Source organism: Novosphingobium resinovorum (assembly GCF_027922145.1).
GTDB lineage: Bacteria > Pseudomonadota > Alphaproteobacteria > Sphingomonadales > Sphingomonadaceae > Novosphingobium > Novosphingobium resinovorum.
In genome coordinates this window covers 534,430-550,615 of record NZ_BSFC01000011.1, presented here as the reverse complement: position 1 = coordinate 550,615, position 16,186 = coordinate 534,430, and the positions used below count along the sequence as shown (strand labels likewise).

The 16,186-nt window shown below is 65.6% G+C and carries 23 protein-coding genes and 1 riboswitch; of the genes, 13 read left to right on the top strand and 10 right to left on the bottom strand.

What is annotated here, in order from left to right:
- Positions 1 to 10 precede the first annotated feature (10 nt).
- From PKE80_RS07510 to PKE80_RS07500, 3 genes are all read left to right on the top strand, one after another.
- Positions 11 to 568, top strand: a complete 558-nt coding sequence (locus PKE80_RS07510; RefSeq protein WP_271181949.1) for a GNAT family N-acetyltransferase — start codon at positions 11 to 13, stop codon at positions 566 to 568.
- A gap of 23 nt (positions 569 to 591) precedes the next feature.
- Positions 592 to 1,167 (top strand): DUF2585 family protein, encoded by a 576-nt coding sequence (locus PKE80_RS07505; protein ID WP_370424428.1) that lies wholly within the window; start codon positions 592 to 594, stop codon positions 1,165 to 1,167.
- 120 nt (positions 1,168 to 1,287) lie between these two features.
- Positions 1,288 to 2,091: a MipA/OmpV family protein gene (locus PKE80_RS07500; protein WP_271181948.1), complete on the top strand. Its 804-nt coding sequence runs from the start codon at positions 1,288 to 1,290 to the stop codon at positions 2,089 to 2,091.
- Here the strand turns inward: PKE80_RS07500 and PKE80_RS07495 are convergent.
- The 3 genes from PKE80_RS07495 to PKE80_RS07485 form a co-directional block, all read right to left on the bottom strand.
- Complete coding sequence (locus PKE80_RS07495; RefSeq protein ID WP_271181947.1) at positions 2,079 to 2,687, bottom strand: uracil-DNA glycosylase family protein; 609 nt, start codon at positions 2,685 to 2,687, stop codon at positions 2,079 to 2,081. The genes PKE80_RS07500 and PKE80_RS07495 overlap by 13 nt on opposite strands.
- Before the next feature lie 46 nt (positions 2,688 to 2,733).
- Positions 2,734 to 3,603, bottom strand: coding sequence for a DUF1838 family protein (locus PKE80_RS07490; RefSeq protein ID WP_271181946.1), 870 nt, complete (start codon positions 3,601 to 3,603; stop codon positions 2,734 to 2,736).
- Between the two features lie 97 nt (positions 3,604 to 3,700).
- On the bottom strand, positions 3,701 to 4,327 hold the full coding sequence (locus PKE80_RS07485; protein WP_271181945.1) for an SOS response-associated peptidase family protein: 627 nt from the start codon (positions 4,325 to 4,327) through the stop codon (positions 3,701 to 3,703).
- Positions 4,328 to 4,370: 43 nt separating this feature from the next.
- Positions 4,371 to 4,481: riboswitch (TPP riboswitch) on the top strand.
- 63 nt (positions 4,482 to 4,544) lie between these two features.
- On the opposite strand from PKE80_RS07485, the gene thiC reads away from it, so the two are divergent.
- Positions 4,545 to 6,404: a phosphomethylpyrimidine synthase ThiC gene (thiC, locus tag PKE80_RS07480; RefSeq protein ID WP_271181944.1), complete on the top strand. Its 1,860-nt coding sequence runs from the start codon at positions 4,545 to 4,547 to the stop codon at positions 6,402 to 6,404.
- A 138-nt stretch (positions 6,405 to 6,542) separates the two neighbouring features.
- Here thiC and PKE80_RS07475 read toward each other — a convergent pair whose 3' ends face one another.
- Entirely contained in the window at positions 6,543 to 6,851 is a 309-nt protein-coding gene (locus PKE80_RS07475; RefSeq protein ID WP_271181943.1) for an alkylphosphonate utilization protein, read from the bottom strand.
- A 120-nt stretch (positions 6,852 to 6,971) separates the two neighbouring features.
- Between PKE80_RS07475 and PKE80_RS07470 the strand changes: the two genes are divergently transcribed.
- From PKE80_RS07470 to PKE80_RS07445, 6 genes are all read left to right on the top strand, one after another.
- On the top strand, positions 6,972 to 7,256 hold the full coding sequence (locus PKE80_RS07470) for a hypothetical protein (RefSeq protein ID WP_008829356.1): 285 nt from the start codon (positions 6,972 to 6,974) through the stop codon (positions 7,254 to 7,256).
- Positions 7,253 to 7,996: a DUF72 domain-containing protein gene (locus PKE80_RS07465; protein ID WP_271181942.1), complete on the top strand. Its 744-nt coding sequence runs from the start codon at positions 7,253 to 7,255 to the stop codon at positions 7,994 to 7,996. Before PKE80_RS07470 ends, PKE80_RS07465 begins: the two co-directional genes overlap by 4 nt.
- A 127-nt stretch (positions 7,997 to 8,123) precedes the next feature.
- Positions 8,124 to 8,717: a hypothetical protein gene (locus PKE80_RS07460; RefSeq protein ID WP_211149765.1), complete on the top strand. Its 594-nt coding sequence runs from the start codon at positions 8,124 to 8,126 to the stop codon at positions 8,715 to 8,717.
- A 39-nt stretch (positions 8,718 to 8,756) separates the two neighbouring features.
- Positions 8,757 to 9,059, top strand: coding sequence for a YciI-like protein (locus PKE80_RS07455; RefSeq protein ID WP_271181941.1), 303 nt, complete (start codon positions 8,757 to 8,759; stop codon positions 9,057 to 9,059).
- Entirely contained in the window at positions 9,056 to 9,436 is a 381-nt protein-coding gene (locus PKE80_RS07450) for a DUF4440 domain-containing protein (protein WP_271181940.1), read from the top strand. Before PKE80_RS07455 ends, PKE80_RS07450 begins: the two co-directional genes overlap by 4 nt.
- Before the next feature lie 183 nt (positions 9,437 to 9,619).
- Positions 9,620 to 9,916 (top strand): hypothetical protein, encoded by a 297-nt coding sequence (locus PKE80_RS07445; protein ID WP_036529573.1) that lies wholly within the window; start codon positions 9,620 to 9,622, stop codon positions 9,914 to 9,916.
- Positions 9,917 to 9,944: 28 nt separating this feature from the next.
- Here PKE80_RS07445 and PKE80_RS07440 read toward each other — a convergent pair whose 3' ends face one another.
- Together PKE80_RS07440 and PKE80_RS07435 are read right to left on the bottom strand one after the other, a co-directional pair.
- Complete coding sequence (locus PKE80_RS07440) at positions 9,945 to 10,439, bottom strand: hypothetical protein (protein ID WP_271181939.1); 495 nt, start codon at positions 10,437 to 10,439, stop codon at positions 9,945 to 9,947.
- Between the two features lie 203 nt (positions 10,440 to 10,642).
- Positions 10,643 to 10,915, bottom strand: a complete 273-nt coding sequence (locus tag PKE80_RS07435; protein WP_036529531.1) for a hypothetical protein — start codon at positions 10,913 to 10,915, stop codon at positions 10,643 to 10,645.
- A 140-nt stretch (positions 10,916 to 11,055) separates the two neighbouring features.
- Between PKE80_RS07435 and PKE80_RS07430 the strand changes: the two genes are divergently transcribed.
- The gene (locus PKE80_RS07430) at positions 11,056 to 11,664 is read left to right on the top strand and encodes a COG3650 family protein (RefSeq protein ID WP_271181938.1); all 609 of its coding nucleotides are present in this window, start codon (positions 11,056 to 11,058) and stop codon (positions 11,662 to 11,664) included.
- On the opposite strand, the gene PKE80_RS07425 is transcribed toward PKE80_RS07430, so the two are convergent.
- The gene (locus PKE80_RS07425) at positions 11,661 to 12,089 is read right to left on the bottom strand and encodes an OsmC family protein (RefSeq protein WP_008832148.1); all 429 of its coding nucleotides are present in this window, start codon (positions 12,087 to 12,089) and stop codon (positions 11,661 to 11,663) included. The two genes, PKE80_RS07430 and PKE80_RS07425, sit on opposite strands and share 4 nt — an antisense overlap.
- A 453-nt stretch (positions 12,090 to 12,542) precedes the next feature.
- Here PKE80_RS07425 and PKE80_RS07420 point away from each other — a divergent pair, with 453 nt between their 5' ends.
- The gene (locus PKE80_RS07420) at positions 12,543 to 12,848 is read left to right on the top strand and encodes a hypothetical protein (protein ID WP_271181937.1); all 306 of its coding nucleotides are present in this window, start codon (positions 12,543 to 12,545) and stop codon (positions 12,846 to 12,848) included.
- Between the two features lie 130 nt (positions 12,849 to 12,978).
- Here PKE80_RS07420 and PKE80_RS07415 read toward each other — a convergent pair whose 3' ends face one another.
- From PKE80_RS07415 to PKE80_RS07405, 3 genes are all read right to left on the bottom strand, one after another.
- Positions 12,979 to 14,130 (bottom strand): glycosyltransferase family 4 protein, encoded by a 1,152-nt coding sequence (locus PKE80_RS07415; RefSeq protein WP_271181936.1) that lies wholly within the window; start codon positions 14,128 to 14,130, stop codon positions 12,979 to 12,981.
- Positions 14,131 to 14,277: 147 nt separating this feature from the next.
- On the bottom strand, positions 14,278 to 14,808 hold the full coding sequence (locus PKE80_RS07410; protein ID WP_271181935.1) for a hypothetical protein: 531 nt from the start codon (positions 14,806 to 14,808) through the stop codon (positions 14,278 to 14,280).
- A 387-nt stretch (positions 14,809 to 15,195) separates the two neighbouring features.
- A complete protein-coding gene (locus PKE80_RS07405) occupies positions 15,196 to 15,570 on the bottom strand; it encodes a hypothetical protein (protein WP_008832144.1) in 375 nt (124 codons plus the stop codon).
- Positions 15,571 to 15,838: 268 nt separating this feature from the next.
- On the opposite strand from PKE80_RS07405, the gene PKE80_RS07400 reads away from it, so the two are divergent.
- Positions 15,839 to 16,102, top strand: coding sequence for a hypothetical protein (locus PKE80_RS07400; protein WP_271181934.1), 264 nt, complete (start codon positions 15,839 to 15,841; stop codon positions 16,100 to 16,102).
- Positions 16,103 to 16,186: the final 84 nt, after the last annotated feature.

Genomic DNA, 16,186 nt, shown 5'->3' with positions numbered 1-16,186 from the left:
GTTCGTGACGATGACAGGGCAACTCACAGGCCAACTGGCCGTTTGCGACGCCGCATCGGGGGATGCGGCCGCAATAGCCGAGATTTACGCGCACTACGTGCTGGAAAGCACCGCGACGTTCGAGACCGAACCACCTGACGAGGCGGAATCGGAACGGCGGATGCGCGAACTGATCAAGGGCGGCTATCCCTTCCTCGTCATGCGCGACGACGACGACCGCGTGCTCGGCTTCGGCTTCGCCCAGCGCTACGGCCCGCGCATCGGCTATCGCTACAGCGTCGAGACGACGATATACGTGTGCCAGGACAGCCTGAACCGCGGGATCGGCAGCGCGCTGCTTCAGGAACTGCTCACCGAGTGCGAGAAGCGCGGTTTCCGGCAGGCTTTCGCGGTGATCGCAGCCTCGGAACCGGCTTCGGTCGTGCTCCACGCGCGGGCGGGGTTCCTGCCGGTCGGTACGCTGACGGCGGCGGGCTGGAAGCACGGTCAGTGGATCGACGTGTTCCTCATGCAGCGCCGCCTCGGCGACGGCAATGAGACGCTGCCCGAAGGCGCCGCCGCATCCTGAACCTCGCGGGACGCTCGCCCCTGCTGCCGCATCGTCCGGCGGCGTGGCTGGCGCTTTGTCTTGGCCTTGCGCTGCTTCTGGTTGAGCTTTCGATGGGCCGCCCGGGCATCTGCCCTTGCGGCGTCGTGCGATTCTGGGCTGGGGACGTACAGTCCGACCAGAATAGCCAGCAGATCGCTGACTGGTACAGTTTCAGCCACGTCATCCACGGGCTCATCTTCTACGGAATCGCGCGTGCGCTCTGGCGGTGGACTGCGCTGGGCCGCGTCCTGTCGCCGCGCTGGGCCTTGCCGCTGGCGGTGGCTTTCGAGGGAGGCTGGGAATTGCTGGAGAACTCGCCCCTGATCATCGATCGCTACCGTTCAGTCACTATCAGCTACGGTTACAGCGGCGACAGCGTGCTCAACTCGCTGAGCGACGTGGGGTGGATGGCGCTGGGTTTCATTGTCGCCGCGCGCCTCCCGCCCCGAGCCAGCGTAGCTCTGGCGCTGGTGTTCGAGGCGTTCACGCTGTTCATGATCCGGGACAACCTGACCCTCAACGTCCTGATGCTGGTGCACCCGATCGAGGCGGTGCGTGACTGGCAGTCGTCGGCCTGAAAGCCAAGCGAGGCAACTGTTAGGTCCCGCAAAGCGTTGGTCTCTCAAGATCTTCAGGGGACCGTCATGAATTCACGCCTTGTCTTACGGATTTGCACGGCATCTGCCGCCCTTCTTTCGATGCCCGCCATCGCGCAGGAGGCGCCGCAGCAACAGCCGACCGAGAACGTCCTCGACGGCGATTACCTGACGGTCGGCGTCGGTGCGGTCTATGTTCCCAGCTATCGCGGCTCGGATGACTACATCCTCTCGCCGGTGCCGCTGGTGCGCGGCCATTTCAAGGGCGTGGACATCAATCCGCGCGTTGCGGGCGTGGCGCTGGACTTCATTCCCGACGACAAGGATTCGGGCATCGGCTTTTCGCTGGGGCCGGTGGTCACGGCCTCGTTCAATCGCAACCGGCGCGTGCGGGACGAGGTCGTGCGGGCGGCAGGCAAGCTCGATCCGGTTATCGAGGTCGGCGTCAGCGCGGGCGTGACCAAGTACCGCGTGCTGCACGACTACGATACGCTCACGCTGTCGAGCGACGTGAAGTGGGATGTGAACGGCGCCTACAAGGGCATGGTCTGGTCCCCCGCGATCAGCTACACGACGCCCCTGAGCCCGGCGGTCGTCACGGTGCTGGCGGTCAGCGCCCGCCGTGTCGATGACAAGTTCGCGCGCTACTATTACTCGGTGAATCCGGGGCAAAGCCTTGCGAGCGGGCTGCCGGTCTACAATGCCAAGGGCGGCTGGGACAGCGTCAACACCTCGCTGCTGATGGCCTATGATCTCTCCGGCGACGTGCGCGACGGTGGGCTTTCGGTGTTCGGGGTGGCGAACTATTCGCGCATGCTGAACGACGGCAAGGACACGCCGTTCACCTCGCTGCGGGGCAGCGCGAACCAGTGGGTCCTGGGCGCGGGCGTGGCCTATACGTTCTGATGCGGGGAGCCTTCGACGGCTTCGATCACCTTTCGGCGCAAGTCAGGCAGCACTTCCGCTTCGAACCACGGGTGCTTCGCCATCCACAGCCGGCTGCGCCACGCCGGATGAGGGAGCGGGAACAGCCCATCCGGCGCCTCGCGCCACCGTCGCACCGTTTCGGTGAGGTTGGGCGCGAAGCCGCGCGGCAGGTAGCGTTTCTGGGCGTACTGCCCCACCAGCAGGGTCAGGCGCCGCTGCGGCAGTTCGGCCAGCAGCGGCGCGTGCCAGCGCGGGGCGCATTCGGGGCGAGGGGGCTTGTCGCCGCCGCTCGCCTTGCCCGGATAGCAGAAGCCGGAGGGCATCTGCGCGACTTTCGCGGTGTCGTAGAACATGGCCTTGTCGAGCCCCAGCCAGCCGCGCAGCCGGTCGCCGCTGTCGTCGTCCCAGCCTATGCCGCTGGCATGGACCTTGCTGCCCGGCGCCTGCCCGATAATGAGCAGGCGCGCGGACGGGCTGGCCGCGACGAACGGGCGCGGCTCGAAGCCCAGCGCCGTCTCGCACAGGCGGCAGGCGCGGATTTCGCCGAGCAGGGTGTCGAGGGTCGCGGAGGCCATCTACCGCAGATGGCCACCTTCCTTGCCTGAGACAAGGCGTGCCCTGTTACCCCGCCTTGTCGAGAGCGGCGATGGGGTCCTTGGCGATCTGCGGATAATACGTCTCGAGCATGGCGTGCCAGTCCGCCGGAAGGTCTTCGAAGCGCTTCACCTTGCCGCCGTTGCCGAACAGATTGAGCGTACCGGGGCGATCGCCCATCCGCAGCCATTCCGGCCAGCTGCGCACGTCGTTGGACTGCACCCGCGTGTCGACGTTGGTGACCGCCGGGTCCAGCACCAGCGCGCTCGGCGCGGACAGGGTGCTCACTTCGTTCAGATAGGACACCGAGCCGTCGGGAGCGGTCACTCTGGCGTGCGAGCGGTCGCGCACCGCGATCTCGCCGGTGCGCAAGGTGAAGGGCACGGCGGGGGTGTGGACGTGCTCGAAGCGGGGCGTACCCGGGACGTCGGGAATGTCGATCTCGTTGGTCGCCGAAACCCGCACGCGCGTGGGGATCGGGCCGCGACCGCCGACTTTCACGGTCTCTCCCGTGATCGGGTTGCGGAGGTCGGTGAGGCGACGGCCGGTGTCGATATCGACGCGGAAGCTGATCTCCAGGTCGATCAGCTCGAAACTGCCGTCGGCGTTGTGCGTGATGCGCTGGATCGATCCGAGATTGATCGCATAGACCGGGATCAGGTCGCCGCCCGTCGCGGCCATGTACGGACCCTTGATCCACGAGAAGACGAGGCCGTCGTCCGTGCGATAGCGCAGCTTGCGATAGATCAGCGAGGCATCGGCCGCATTGGCGGGATCGAGCAGGCGCTTCTTCGGCGTTGCGGCCGCCGCCGGAAGCGAGGCTGCGGCAAGCGCGGTGGCGCCCAGTCCCAAGGCGGTTCGTCGGTTCAGTTTTGCCGCGTCGTTCTGGTCGATCATTTTACACTCCCCTTACTGCGATCGAGAAAGTTGATCGTTATCGGAGGAGCAACAAGCATGCGGCATGGGATTGATCGCGTCTCGGATAGCGATGGGCTCAGCCCGCCACGCGCATCTCCATGAGGGACGAGGAGTAAGGCACGATGAGGCTCTTCGCGCGGTCCCAGGCGCCGCGCAGCCAGGTGTCCTGCACGGCCGGATCGGGTGGGAGGATCACCGGCATCGTCTCTCGCCCCTCTGCTCTCAGTGCCGCGTTCGCTTCGCAGGCGAGGAGGGCGAAGGAGGGAATCTCGCTGTCCTTCCATACCGCCGCCATGGCGAAGACCGGTAGGTCGGCGCAGGCGAACCAGCACTGGCGGCGCTTGCCATCCGTGGGCGAGGGGCGGCCCCACTCCATGAAGGCGGTGGCGGGCACCAGGCAGCGGAACTCGCTGTTGCGCAAGTTGCCGATCCAGAACGGGCTGTCGAGGTTGCGCACCGTCAGGATGCCGCGCTGCTCGTGCACCGAGGGCGGCGGCGGTACGCCCCAGAGGCGCGGGATCATCCGGCGCGGGGTGCGATAGTGCGGCCTCGGCCCGGCGATCGCCTCTCGCCCAGCCGTGATGACCGGCGCGAACTGCCCGGGCGCGACGTGGCCGCCGTCCCACGGGTCATTGCCGGATTCGGCCCCGAAGGAGCGTGCGACATGCGGCGCGGGCGCGTCGAGGCGATAGAGCATCGGCATGGGCTCAAGCCTCTAGACCCCGCCGATACGCGCGTCTATCACTGCGCCGTCCCCGGGGAGCCAGCAAGTGGCTGAGAGTTGTGGGTATGCTCCACAAGACCCGTCGAACCTGAACCCGTTAGTACGGGCGGAGGAAGTGGAGCGTCGGGTTTGAGCATGTTTCAACGCCCGCAATGCGTCTCTTTTTTCGTCCCATGGAGAAAAAGAGAGGCAATCCATGGCAGACATCAATTCCAAGCTCGAGATCGGCGTGACCACCGGCCCCATCCGTGGATCGAGGAAGATCCACGTCGGCCCGCTGGGCGTGGCGATGCGCGAAATCCACCTCGAACCCGGCAGCGGCGAGGCACCGGTGCGGGTCTACGACACCTCCGGCCCTTATACCGATCCCGATGTCACGATCGACATTTCGGCGGGCCTCGCCCCCAAGCGCCGCGAATGGATCACGGCGCGCGGCGACGTGGAGGATTACGCCGCGCGCGAGGTGAAGCCCGAGGACAACGGCCTCAAGGGGCCTGACCGTTCGGCAGGGGTTCCGGCCTTCCCCAACGTCGTCAGGCGGCCCTTGCGCGCGAAGGCGGGCATGAACGTCAGCCAGATGCACTACGCCCGGCGCGGGATCATCACGCCGGAGATGGAATATGTGGCCGAGCGCGAGAACCTCGGCCGCGCCATGCTCAGGGAATACGTGCGCGACGGGCAGGACTGGGGCGCATCGATCCCGGACTACGTGACGCCCGAGTTCGTGCGCGAGGAAGTCGCGCGCGGCCGCGCCATCATCCCCTCCAACATCAATCACCCCGAAAGCGAGCCGATGGCGATCGGGCGCAATTTCCTTGTCAAGATCAACGCCAACATCGGCAACTCTGCCGTCGCGTCGGACGTGGCGAACGAGGTCGACAAGATGGTCTGGTCGATCCGCTGGGGCGCCGACACCGTCATGGACCTTTCGACCGGGCGCAACATCCACGACACGCGCGAATGGATCATCCGAAACTCGCCCGTGCCGATCGGCACCGTGCCGATCTATCAGGCGCTGGAGAAAGTCGGCGGCATTGCCGAGGACCTGACCTGGGAAGTCTTCCGCGACACCCTGATCGAACAGGCCGAGCAGGGCGTCGATTACTTCACCATCCACGCCGGGGTTCGCCTGCCCTTCGTGCCGCTGGCGGCGAAGCGCGTCACCGGCATCGTCAGCCGCGGCGGCTCGATCATGGCCAAGTGGTGCCTGGCGCATCACAAGGAATCGTTCCTCTACGAACGCTTCGACGAAATCACCGAGATCATGAAGGCCTACGACGTCGCCTACTCGCTGGGCGATGGCCTGCGCCCCGGCTCGATCGCGGATGCCAACGACGAGGCGCAGTTCGCCGAACTCTACACGCTGGGGGAACTGACGAAGCGCGCCTGGGAGCAGGACGTGCAGGTCATGATCGAGGGGCCGGGCCATGTGCCGATGCACAAAGTCAAGGAGAACATGGAAAAGCAGCTGGCCGCCTGCGGCGAGGCGCCGTTCTATACCCTCGGTCCGCTCGTCACCGACATCGCTCCAGGCTACGATCACATCACCAGCGGCATCGGTGCCGCGATGATCGGCTGGTACGGCACGGCGATGCTCTGCTACGTGACGCCCAAGGAGCACCTCGGCCTGCCCGACCGCGATGACGTGAAAGTCGGCGTGGTTACTTACAAGCTGGCCGCCCATGCCGCCGATCTGGCGAAGGGCCACCCGGCGGCCAAGGTCCGCGACGATGCATTGTCCCGCGCCCGTTTCGAGTTCCGCTGGCGCGACCAGTTCAACCTGTCTCTCGATCCCGACACGGCGGAGCAGTACCACGACCAGACGCTGCCTGCGGAGGGCGCGAAGTCGGCGCATTTCTGCTCGATGTGCGGGCCGAAGTTCTGCTCGATGAAGATCAGCCAGGAAGTGCGCGAGTTCGCCGCGAAGCAGAACCAGCCGGTTGAAACCTTCGTCGCCGCCGAAGAGGCGGAGGCCGGCATGGCCGAGATGAGCAAGGTGTTCCGCGAAACCGGCAGCGAACTCTACATGGGGGCAGGCGGGCGCGAGCACGACTGACTCTGCGAACGAGTTGGATCTAAACCTTCTTTGTCATCCCCGCGAAGGCGGGGACCCATCTGACGGGCGTGCAACATGAAACGTCAGGAGATGGGTTCCCGCCTTCGCGGGAATGACGGAGGAGTGGGGAGGCACGGCTCACCGCTTGCGCACGAACTCCGCGCGCAGGACGAGGCCTTTGATGCCGGGGTAGCGGCAATCGATTTCCTGCGCGTCACCGGTCAGGCGGATCGCGGGGATCACCGTCCCGCGCTTCAGCGTCTGGCCTGCGCCCTTGACGTCGAGGTCCTTGATCAGCGTCACCGAATCGCCGTCGGCGAGCACATTGCCGACCGCGTCGCGGACTTCCACGGCATCGGCCGCCGCGCGCTTCGCCGTCAGTTCCGAGGCGGGCAGCCATTCACCGCTGTCCTCGTCGTAGACATAATCCTCGTCGTCGTCTGCCATGACCTATTTCTCCTGATGCCTCGCGCCCTTGGCAGCGCGACGCGCGTTTGACCAGCAGCATGCCGCCTTCGCAGCATCGAGCGCCGGTGCTACGCTGCCTCTTCCCAAGGAGGGCCACGCATGCGCAACCCGACCACCGACTGGATGAAACTCGCCCACGACAGCTACTGGCTCTGGGCGGAATCGCTCATGGTCATGGGCATGCGCACCAGCGACATGATGACCGGCAAGGGCAGCGACCGCGAGAACGCGCTGATGGTCTCGGAAAAGGTCAGGGCCGCCGCCGAAGTGGGCATGATGCTGGCGACGTCGAGTGCATCTCCGAAGACCGCCGGAAAGGCCGTGCGCCATTACCGCCGCAAGGTCACCGCAAACCGTAAACGCCTCGCCCGGAAGAAATCATGAGTGTTCACATCGGCATTGGCGGCTGGACTTATGAACCATGGCGCGGGCTGTTCTATCCCAAGGGCCTCACCCAGTCGCGCGAACTGGCCTACGTCGGCGAACACCTGACCGGCACCGAGATCAACGCCACCTTCTATCGCGGCCAAAGTGCCGCCAGCTTTGCCAAGTGGCGCGACGCGGTGCCCGGCGGCTTCCGCTTCGCGCTCAAGGGCAGCCGGTACTGCACCAACCGCAAGGACTTGTCCGAGGCGGGCGAGAGCGTGGCGCGGTTCATGGCGCAGGGGCTGGTCGAACTGGGCGACAAGCTCGGCCCGATCAACTGGCAGCTTGCCGCCACCAAGAAGTTCGATGCGGCCGAGATCGCCGCCTTCCTCGCCCTGCTGCCCGCCAGCCACGAGGGCCTGACGGTGCGCCACGCGATCGAGGCAAGGCACGAGAGTTTCGACGATTCGGCCTTCTTCGACTTGTGCCGCAAGGCCGGGGTAGCGGTGGTGCTGGCCGATTCGCCCAAATATGCAGTGCTGGATGCGACGGACTGCGCTCCGTTCGTCTACGCCCGCCTGCAGAACGCGCAAAGCGAACTGGAACAGGGCTATCCGGACGAAGACCTCGACACATGGGCAAAGCGTGTCGGCGACTGGACCGGACAAGGCCGCGAAGCATTTGTCTTTTTCATCAATGGCGCGAAGGAGCGGGCGCCTGCTGCGGCAATGAAGCTGATCGAGAAAGTCGGGCGCTGAGGATGCTGCAGGGTGCGACGCCGACAGTCCCGGGAGCGCGAGGGTAATAACCCTCGCATTTTCTTACCCTTGGCATCTTTGTCGATCGCCCCGGCAACCTGAGCGATTGCGATCCGTTTCGGCTATCATGAAACGGATTGCCGCGCTCGCCGCTCTCGTCCTGCTGCCCCTCGCCGCCTGCTCGTCCGGGCCGGAGGAGCCGAGTGTCACCGCTTCCGCGAGCGAGGAGGCTCTGGCCGGCGAGGCCGCGCCTTCGGAGGCTGCGCCCGCCGTCACTCCCGCGAGCGACCCTAAAGTGCTTGGCCTGGAGGGGCTGGGTGACCTGAAGATCGGTCAGCCGGTACCCAAGGGCAGTTCCTGGGCGTCACGCGGCGCACAGGAAAGCGACAGTTGCACAGCGATCAGCTCGCCTGACTACCCCGGTGTCTATGCCATCGTCACCGAGGGCAAGGTGCGCCGCATCACGCTGGGCGCGAATTCCACCGTCAAGCTGGCCGAGGGTATCGGCGTCGGCGCGACCGAGGGCGACGTGAAGAAGTGGTTCGCCGGTTTCCGCGAGGAACCGCACAAGTACGAGGCGGCGCCCGCCAAGTACCTGACCGCTCCCAATGCCCGCCCCGGAGAATCGGCGCTGCGCTTCGAGATCAAGTCTGACGGCAAGGTCGGCCTGATCCATGTCGGCGAGATGCCGGTGCTGGCCTATGTGGAAGGCTGTGGCTGAGGGGTTTCCCCGGGTCGTGCCGCCGGGCATGGTCGGGCGATGAACCACTACCTGCTTATCTATCATCTCGCGCCCGGTTACCTCGAGCGCCGGGCCGAATTTCGCGCCGCGCATCTGGACCTCGCATGGCAGGCGGCCGAGCGCGGCGAACTGTTGCTTGGCGGCGCGGTCGAGGATCCGCTCGATACGGCGATGCTGCTGTTCGCCGGCGAGGGGCCGGAAGCTGCGGAGGCTTTCGCCGAGGTCGACCCTTATGTGACCGAGGGCTTGGTCGAGCGCTGGAACGTCCGGCGCTGGGTGACCGTCGTGGGCAAAGAGCCTTCGGCTCCGGTGAGGCCGTGAGCGAACTGGCGATCCGCAGCCGCCGAGCCGCCTTCAACAGGGCCATTGCGGACGGTGATGCGGCGGCGATCGGGCCACTGCTGGCGCGCGACTGCGTCATGGTTACCGGCACCGACAGCGCCGTGATCGCGGGCCGGATGGCGCAAGTGAAAGTCTGGCGGCGTGAGTTCGGCCATTCCGGGCGGATGGTCTATGTTCGCACGTCCGAAAGCGTGGCCATTTCTTCCGCCGAGCCGATCGCCATGGAGCACGGACGCTGGTACGGAACGCAAGGTGGTTTGGAAATTCCCGGAGCCTCTGGCACTTACGCCGCCAAGTGGCGCGAAGTGGCGGGAGAATGGGTAATCGAAGCCGAAATCTTCGTGACGTTTTCGTGACGGGGTGTGACGCATGGCATGAAATCGTTTCCTAAGGCGGGTGAGTTCGATTAAGGAGCCGCCCGCAACCCGGCGCGCCGGTCGAGCGCTCCGGGCAATTCCCGAGGATGTTCGATGCCTGGCAGCCGGCTCTCCGGACCGTGCGCAATCCTTGCGTGCGGGCGGGGGCATAAGGACGTGTCGATGAAGCAGGATGTCGCCGGAGAAGCTCTGCTGCGTGATACCGGCAAGCTCTGGGTCGAGGCCGGATCGGTGATCGCGCTGCGCACTGCCCGCATCGGCTGGGGCGATCCTCTGGCGGGCGACGAGATGGTCCGCATGGTCACCGAAAAGGTCTGGGCGGGCTGGGAAGTCGGCATGGCGCTGGCGACCGGGCAGTTCGGGCACGATCCCGAGACGGTGTGCCGCCGCACGGTGAACCACTATCGCCGCGCCGTACGCAAGAACCTGCGCCGCCTTTCGGCGAACGATCAGGCCTGATCCAAATCCTTCCGTCGGCCTCTGTCCCTCAGGGCGTGTTCTCGGCCGACAGTACGTCCTGAGCTGCATCGGCGGCGCGCGCTGCTGCGTCGGCAGCGGCGTCTGCACGAGGGGCTGCCGGTGATGGGGCCGGTGACCGGTCGGGTGCCGGCTGGCTACCCTCCGCAGCGTAGCCCTCGCCTTGATAGGGAGCATGGCTGCCGTATTGGCGACGTTCCCAGGCACCATCGTCATAGTCGTCCGGCGGGCCGTAACCGTAAGGCGCGTAGTCCTGCTGCGGTTCGGGCGGCATCGGCGGTCCGGCGTCGTCGGAGCCCCGACCGAAGGGCCAGGCAGGAGAATTGAGGGCGGACAGGCCCTCGTCCAGCCACGAGCGCCCGGCAGGCGAGTTGTCTTCCAAAGTGGCGGAGCGATGCGATTGGGGCTGGGAGAATCGCGGCATCGCGCCGGTCGTTATGACGGCGAAGGCCGCGCCGGCGATACCGCCGACCACCAGCAACAGGGCGAACTTGGCTCCACTCATCGGTTCGGGCCGCGGCTGTCTTGCATGATGGCGGGGTATCCCGTCGCAGCTGTCGGCCTGCTGAACGCAAAGAAAAAGGCGCCGTCCCGCACGGAGGGGGACGGCGCCTGGTTCGGCGCTCAGCGGCTACCCGGGCGTTGGGAGAGGAGGACTGCCCGGAAGAAGCGCGAGCGCGCGATCAGTATGCCCGATCGGTAGCTCGATTACTCGCCGAGGTGCAGCTTGGCGGCTTCGGCGGTCGTGAACGAGACGTAACGGCTGTTGTAGGTGCCGGTCACGCGGCCGCCCTTGACGTAAAGGCGGAAGGGGATGCCCGCCGAGGTCGCGCCGTCGATCACGGTCACCTTGCCCTTCTGGGCAGTGGTGTAGTTGTAGTTGACGCCTTCGTGCGAGAACTCGCGGCTGTCGTCGGCCTGGGCGACGGCGGGAACGGCGAGGAGAGCAACGGCGGCAGAGGCGAGAACAGTCTTGAACATGGCAAAATCCTTAGATTCTGGATGAGGCTGGATCGCCTCGGGCGACGTTTATCTTGTGCGCTGCAGCAAAAGCGGATGTTGAACGGGAGTGCAATTTCAATACCCGAACCGGGTGTTGCAAGTTTTGCAACCATCAAACAATGTGCCTGATTTTTAAGCAAATCGGCGTTTCCAGGCGCGAAGAAAAAACAAGCATGACCGCAAATTTATCATCGTCGGGTCAGGGAATCAGCCGAATCACACCGGCGGCCTATCGAATCGCATGCGAAAGTTTGCCCGCCGGCCGGGAGAGGCGTACCGTGCAACTCATGTCGAGCATCAGACCGTACCGGGCGAGCGCACTGCTGGCCATTTTCGCAGTTGCAGCATGTCATTCCGCTTCGGACGGGTTGCCCGGTGATCCTGCCGATCATCGGCCGTGGAACGGCATTGCCGTCACGGAGACCGTGCACTTCGTCGGTACGGAGCCGTTCTGGGGCGGGCAGGTCGAGTCTTCGCGCCTGACGTATACAACCCCGGATAATGCCGAAGGCGAAACAGTCCCGGTCACCCGCTTCGCCGGTCGCGGCGGGGTTTCGTTCAGCGGAAAGCTGTCGGGCGGTGCGGCGACGCTGGCGGTCACGCCGTCGGCCTGCAGCGACGGCATGTCGGATACGCGCTATCCCTTTACTATCACATTGCAGATCGGCGAGGAAACGCGGCAGGGCTGCGGCTGGACCGACCGCAGCCCGCGCACGGGCAGTAATTAGTCGCCGAGCGACTTTTCGAGCGTGATCTCGCAATTCAGCAGCTTGGAGATCGGGCAGCCGGCCTTTGCTTCGTCGGCGATGCTGGCGAAGTCCTCGGGCGTGATGCCGGGGATGGACGCGGTGAGAGTCAGGGCCGACTTGGTGACGGAGAAGCCGTCGCCGTCCTTGTCGAGCGTGACCGTGCACTGGGTGTCGAGGGTGCCTTCGGCGTGCCCTGCGCGGGCGAGCGCGAAGCTGGTCGCCATGGTGAAGCAGGCGGCGTGCGCGGCGGCGATCAGTTCCTCGGGGTTGGTGCCGGGCTGGCCTTCGAAGCGGGTGCCGAAGCCGTAGGGCTGGTCTGACAACACGCCGGAGCGCGTGGTGATCGAGCCCTTGCCGTCCTTGCCGAGACCGACATAACGGGCGGAAGCGGTATTGGTGGTCATGTCGAGGTTCCCCTGGTGCTGATGCTACTGCTGGCGGGCCGAAGTGGCGCTGGCTGCAACGCCGGGGCTCTGTACAGGTTCCGAAAGTCTGCCGCGTGACGATGCCGCAACGGGTTTGGCGAGCCTCGCGTTGCAGCACGAGGCTACGCCCGGGCGATGCTTCCTGGAAGAGCCTTTTACGCCTTGGCACCGGGCAGGGGGCGCGGCGCCCTCACATCCCGCCGAAAGCAGGGCTGATGCCCGTGATACCATGCGGTACACCAATCGTTGCGCACCGCAAAAAGCGCAGAAATCCTAAGCTTCTTGAGGATTGTTCGCTTTGTCGCGGTGGGTGCGCATGGTACCTCTCGGCTTGTGAGATGACGGCCCGCGACGACGGTGCCGCACCGGAAGAGGATAGTTGTCATGAAGCGATTCCTGACAGCATTGCAGGTAGGGTTTGCCCTGTCGGCAATGGCTTTCCCGTCAGCAATGGCGATGACCGGAACCGGTCACGCTGCTGAAGTGTCCGTCGAGGCGGATGCGATGACCGGTGCGTACTACATGCGCGACAGCCTGGTTCCCCGAGCGGACGATCTCGCCCTGCTACAGCGCAAGCCCGCGCTCTACCTTGCCAGTTTCAACGACGGCATGGCGACGGTGGCCTATTCGCTGGAGAACGGGCGGATCGTCTACCGGGTGGTCACCGGCGAGATCGGGGATGGTGCCCGGGCCGAGATCGACCGCGCGCTGGTCCGTCTGCAGCGCAAGGTCGCATGACGGTATAAAAAGAGAAGACGCAGGGAGAACGCGCGCGAAGGTCGGCTGGGCCTTCGCGCAGAGCCGAGGGAAGGGGAGAAGCGCAAGGCGCGGCGGGTAGCCACCACCGCCGCGTCTTGTTGCTATGTGCTCAGGCGCGCGCCTTCTGGCGGATCAGGCGCACGTAGGTATCGGCGACGGCCTGGTTTATGCGGTCCCAGCTGAACTCGCCGGCACGCGCGACACCGGCGGCGCCATGGGTGCGCCGCAGTTCGGTATCCTCGATATAGCCTTTCAGCGCTTCGGCGAACTGGTGCACGGCGCCGGGCGGGATCAGGCGGCCCGAGACGCGGTCGTCGACGAGGCTCTGGCTGCCGGTGGCGGCCGCTGCGACGACGGGCAGCCCGCAGGCCATCGCCTCGAGCGTGACGTTGCCGAAAGTCTCGGTGACCGAGGGGTTGAACAGCACGTCCATCGAGGCGACTGCCCGGCCGAGGTCGGCGCCGCCCTGGAAGCCGACGAATGCGGCCCCGGGAAGACGTTCCTCGAACCAGTCGCGCGCAGGCCCCTGGCCGATCACCAGAACCTTGTGGGCGATGCCCTTGCGGCGCAGTTCGTCGAGCGTGTCCGAGAATACGTCGAGCCCCTTTTCCATCACCAGTCGGCCGAGGAAGCCGATGGCGACTTCATGGTCGGCGATGCCGTGGCTGCGGCGCCATTCGAGGTCGCGGCGGCCGGGGTTGAAGATCTCGTGATCGACGCCGCGCGACCAGATCGAGACGTCGTAGTTCATGCGCTGCTCGCGCAGGAGCTGAGCCATGCTTTCCGAAGGCGCGACAAGGGCGTTGCAGCGGCGATAGAAGCGGCGCAGGATCGCCTCGACCACCGGCTCGCCCCAGGCCATGTTGTAGTAGCGCAGGTAGGTTTCGAACCGGGTATGGACCGAGGACAGCACCGGAATGGTCCGGTTGCGTGCCCAGGTCACCGCCTGGTGGCCGACCGGGTCGGGCGAAGAGACGTGCACCACATTCGGCGCGAACTTCGCGAGGTCGCGGCGGGCCTTGCCCGAGATCGAGAACGGAACGCGGTATTCCGGACGTCCGGGAATCGCGAAGGAACGCACGCTGACGAGGTCGCCGGTCGGCTCGAACGCGGGCTCGGCCACCGTGGGCGCATAGACGCGCACTTGCGCGCCCTGGCGCAGGAGATAGCCGACGAGACGATTGAGCGCCTGGTTGGCGCCGTCGCGGACGTAGTTGTAGTTGCCCGAGAACAGGGCGATGCGCAGGTCAGCGGTGTCCATGATGGAGCGCCCCATAGCCGCCCCGGCCGCGCTTGGCGAGGGTGGATGACAGGGCGCTCCCCGATGGATTTCATGCCGGGATGCATCGGGGACAAAGGGATTGCCATCGACCGGGCAGCCTTCCCCGAAATGCATCGCGGCTATGTTTTAGCGACGATAATCGCGGTTACGCCAGCGGCGATCGTCTCGGCGGTCATCGCGGCGATCCCAACGGCCGTCACGGCGGTCCCAGCGGCGATCGTCACGACGGCCCCAATGGTCGCGGCGATCGTAGTGCCGATCCCGGCGCCAGTCGCGTCCGCGATCCCAGCGGTTGCCGCCGTCGCGCCAGCGATCACGCGACCACGGCGAATAGTACCGGTCGTAATAGCGATCGCGATAGTAGCGATTGGGGGAGCCATCGTAGTAGTAGTAATACCCGGGGCGATCGCGCACGGTGACGTAACGACGCGAGCCCCAGTAGCCGCGATCGTAGTAGTTCCGATCACCGCGGTCGGCGATTGCTGCGCCGAGGGCAAGGCCGATCACGCCGGCACCGATGGCGATGGCGGCGGTGTCGTCACCGCGCCCGTAGTAGCGGTCTCGCGCCTGGGCTGGCGATGTGGTCACCAGCACCGAGGCGGCGAGTGCGGCCCCCAGCGCGAGTTTTTTCCCGAAGGATTTCAACTTTATATTCATGACGTGACGTCTCCCTTTCCGGGCCGACCGGGTAACGGCGGTAGCGGTGGGCACGCTGGAAACATGGGCCGGATGGACTGAACCGGAAGTGAATTTGTCGCGAGGTGTATCGGGCGTGCGGCGAGCCGTGCGCCAGGGCGTGATCGTGTTCGACTAAAACACCGTTCGTGATCCCCGCGAAGGCGGGAACCCATCTGACGCTCATACAGCAGGCGCCGTCAGGAGATGGGTTCCCGCCTTCGCGGGAATGACAATGATACGGTTAAAGTCGATCTCGCTCTAACGGCACATGCGAAGACGCCCGGCCGAGGAGGAGGGGCCGGGCGTCTCGCGAAGTCGGGGAGGGGCCGAAAGGGGCGTCACCCGGCTTCGCTGGTATTCGATCGATCAGTAACCGCGGCGCCAGTCACCCCGGTCGCCGTAGTAGCCGCGGCGCTGATCGTCGCGGTGATCCCGGTTGTAGCGATCGTAGTCGCCGCGCGAGTAGCGGTTGCCGTCGCCATTCCAGTAGTAGCCGTCGCGATAGGACCAGCTCGAACCGTAGTAGCGGTCGTCGTAGCGGGCATTGTCGTAACGGTCGTGGTCGCGGCTGGACGAGGCGGCGATGGCGCCGACGGCAAGGCCCAGAATGCCCGCGCCGATGGCGACGGCGGCGGTGTTGTCGCCGCCCCGGTGCCAGTCGCGCGCCATCGCCGGCGTCGTAGTGGCAAGAGCGGTGGCGGCGAGGCCGACGGCCAGCGCGGTCTTCTTGAAAATGGTCATGGCTTCAACTCCTTGTTCGGGGTGGCGGATCAAGGAAGCCGTTGTCCCCGTGTGAAGTTTGGTATAAGCCCCGGCTCCTGAACCGGATCGAAGCGGATCTGGCAGAATCCATTCACGATTTTACGCAATTGTATGCGTAGCGGTACATGGGGCGATGCGGGGCTGCAGATGAAGCGGTTCCAGACATGTTTCGTCACGCGTCCGCCCGAAACGTGACACGCGGGCTCCCCAATCTGGCGTCATTGCATTGCCAGATTGGAGAATACCAATGATTTCCGCCGCTCTTCTTGCCCTTGTTTCGCTTTCCACGCCCGCTTCGGCATCGCTCGCTACTGCCTATGCCGGTGACAGCGTCGCCGCCTCGAAGGGCAATCCGACCATCGTGGCGCGCGCGCAGGGCAAGGCTTCGGCTCCGACCGTCTGCCATCCTGACCCGTCCAAGGGCCGCGCCTGCCGTCACGCCGTCGTCCAGGCCGAGCAGGCAGAGCGTCCGGTTCTGGCAGTCGCCGATGCGGCCGTAACCAAGGACTGACGCATCCGCCGCCTTGGCCTTTTGTGCAGATTTGCTGCGCGAAAGAGCGCGGCAGGACAATTTCCGACCGGCGCGGTTTGCCTG

Excerpts from the sequence above, each read along its gene's own strand:
- PKE80_RS07425 (WP_008832148.1), bottom strand. The coding sequence starts at position 12,089 with ATGACCACCAATACCGCTTCCGCCCGTTATGTCGGTCTCGGCAAGGAC.
- PKE80_RS07455 (WP_271181941.1), top strand. The coding sequence starts at position 8,757 with ATGAACCACTACCTGCTTATCTATCATCTCGCGCCCGGTTACCTCGAG.
- PKE80_RS07470 (WP_008829356.1), top strand. The coding sequence starts at position 6,972 with ATGCGCAACCCGACCACCGACTGGATGAAACTCGCCCACGACAGCTAC.
- thiC (WP_271181944.1), top strand. The coding sequence starts at position 4,545 with ATGGCAGACATCAATTCCAAGCTCGAGATCGGCGTGACCACCGGCCCC.
- PKE80_RS07465 (WP_271181942.1), top strand. The coding sequence starts at position 7,253 with ATGAGTGTTCACATCGGCATTGGCGGCTGGACTTATGAACCATGGCGC.
- PKE80_RS07415 (WP_271181936.1), bottom strand. The coding sequence starts at position 14,130 with ATGGACACCGCTGACCTGCGCATCGCCCTGTTCTCGGGCAACTACAAC.
- PKE80_RS07495 (WP_271181947.1), bottom strand. The coding sequence starts at position 2,687 with ATGGCCTCCGCGACCCTCGACACCCTGCTCGGCGAAATCCGCGCCTGC.
- PKE80_RS07490 (WP_271181946.1), bottom strand. The coding sequence starts at position 3,603 with ATGATCGACCAGAACGACGCGGCAAAACTGAACCGACGAACCGCCTTG.
- PKE80_RS07440 (WP_271181939.1), bottom strand. The coding sequence starts at position 10,439 with ATGAGTGGAGCCAAGTTCGCCCTGTTGCTGGTGGTCGGCGGTATCGCC.
- PKE80_RS07405 (WP_008832144.1), bottom strand. The coding sequence starts at position 15,570 with ATGACCATTTTCAAGAAGACCGCGCTGGCCGTCGGCCTCGCCGCCACC.
- PKE80_RS07500 (WP_271181948.1), top strand. The coding sequence starts at position 1,288 with ATGCCCGCCATCGCGCAGGAGGCGCCGCAGCAACAGCCGACCGAGAAC.
- PKE80_RS07435 (WP_036529531.1), bottom strand. The coding sequence starts at position 10,915 with ATGTTCAAGACTGTTCTCGCCTCTGCCGCCGTTGCTCTCCTCGCCGTT.
- PKE80_RS07475 (WP_271181943.1), bottom strand. The coding sequence starts at position 6,851 with ATGGCAGACGACGACGAGGATTATGTCTACGACGAGGACAGCGGTGAA.
- PKE80_RS07445 (WP_036529573.1), top strand. The coding sequence starts at position 9,620 with ATGAAGCAGGATGTCGCCGGAGAAGCTCTGCTGCGTGATACCGGCAAG.
- PKE80_RS07430 (WP_271181938.1), top strand. The coding sequence starts at position 11,056 with ATGTGCCTGATTTTTAAGCAAATCGGCGTTTCCAGGCGCGAAGAAAAA.
- PKE80_RS07410 (WP_271181935.1), bottom strand. The coding sequence starts at position 14,808 with ATGAATATAAAGTTGAAATCCTTCGGGAAAAAACTCGCGCTGGGGGCC.
- PKE80_RS07485 (WP_271181945.1), bottom strand. The coding sequence starts at position 4,327 with ATGCCGATGCTCTATCGCCTCGACGCGCCCGCGCCGCATGTCGCACGC.
- PKE80_RS07400 (WP_271181934.1), top strand. The coding sequence starts at position 15,839 with ATGATTTCCGCCGCTCTTCTTGCCCTTGTTTCGCTTTCCACGCCCGCT.
- PKE80_RS07510 (WP_271181949.1), top strand. The coding sequence starts at position 11 with ATGACAGGGCAACTCACAGGCCAACTGGCCGTTTGCGACGCCGCATCG.
- PKE80_RS07420 (WP_271181937.1), top strand. The coding sequence starts at position 12,543 with ATGGCTTTCCCGTCAGCAATGGCGATGACCGGAACCGGTCACGCTGCT.
- PKE80_RS07460 (WP_211149765.1), top strand. The coding sequence starts at position 8,124 with ATGAAACGGATTGCCGCGCTCGCCGCTCTCGTCCTGCTGCCCCTCGCC.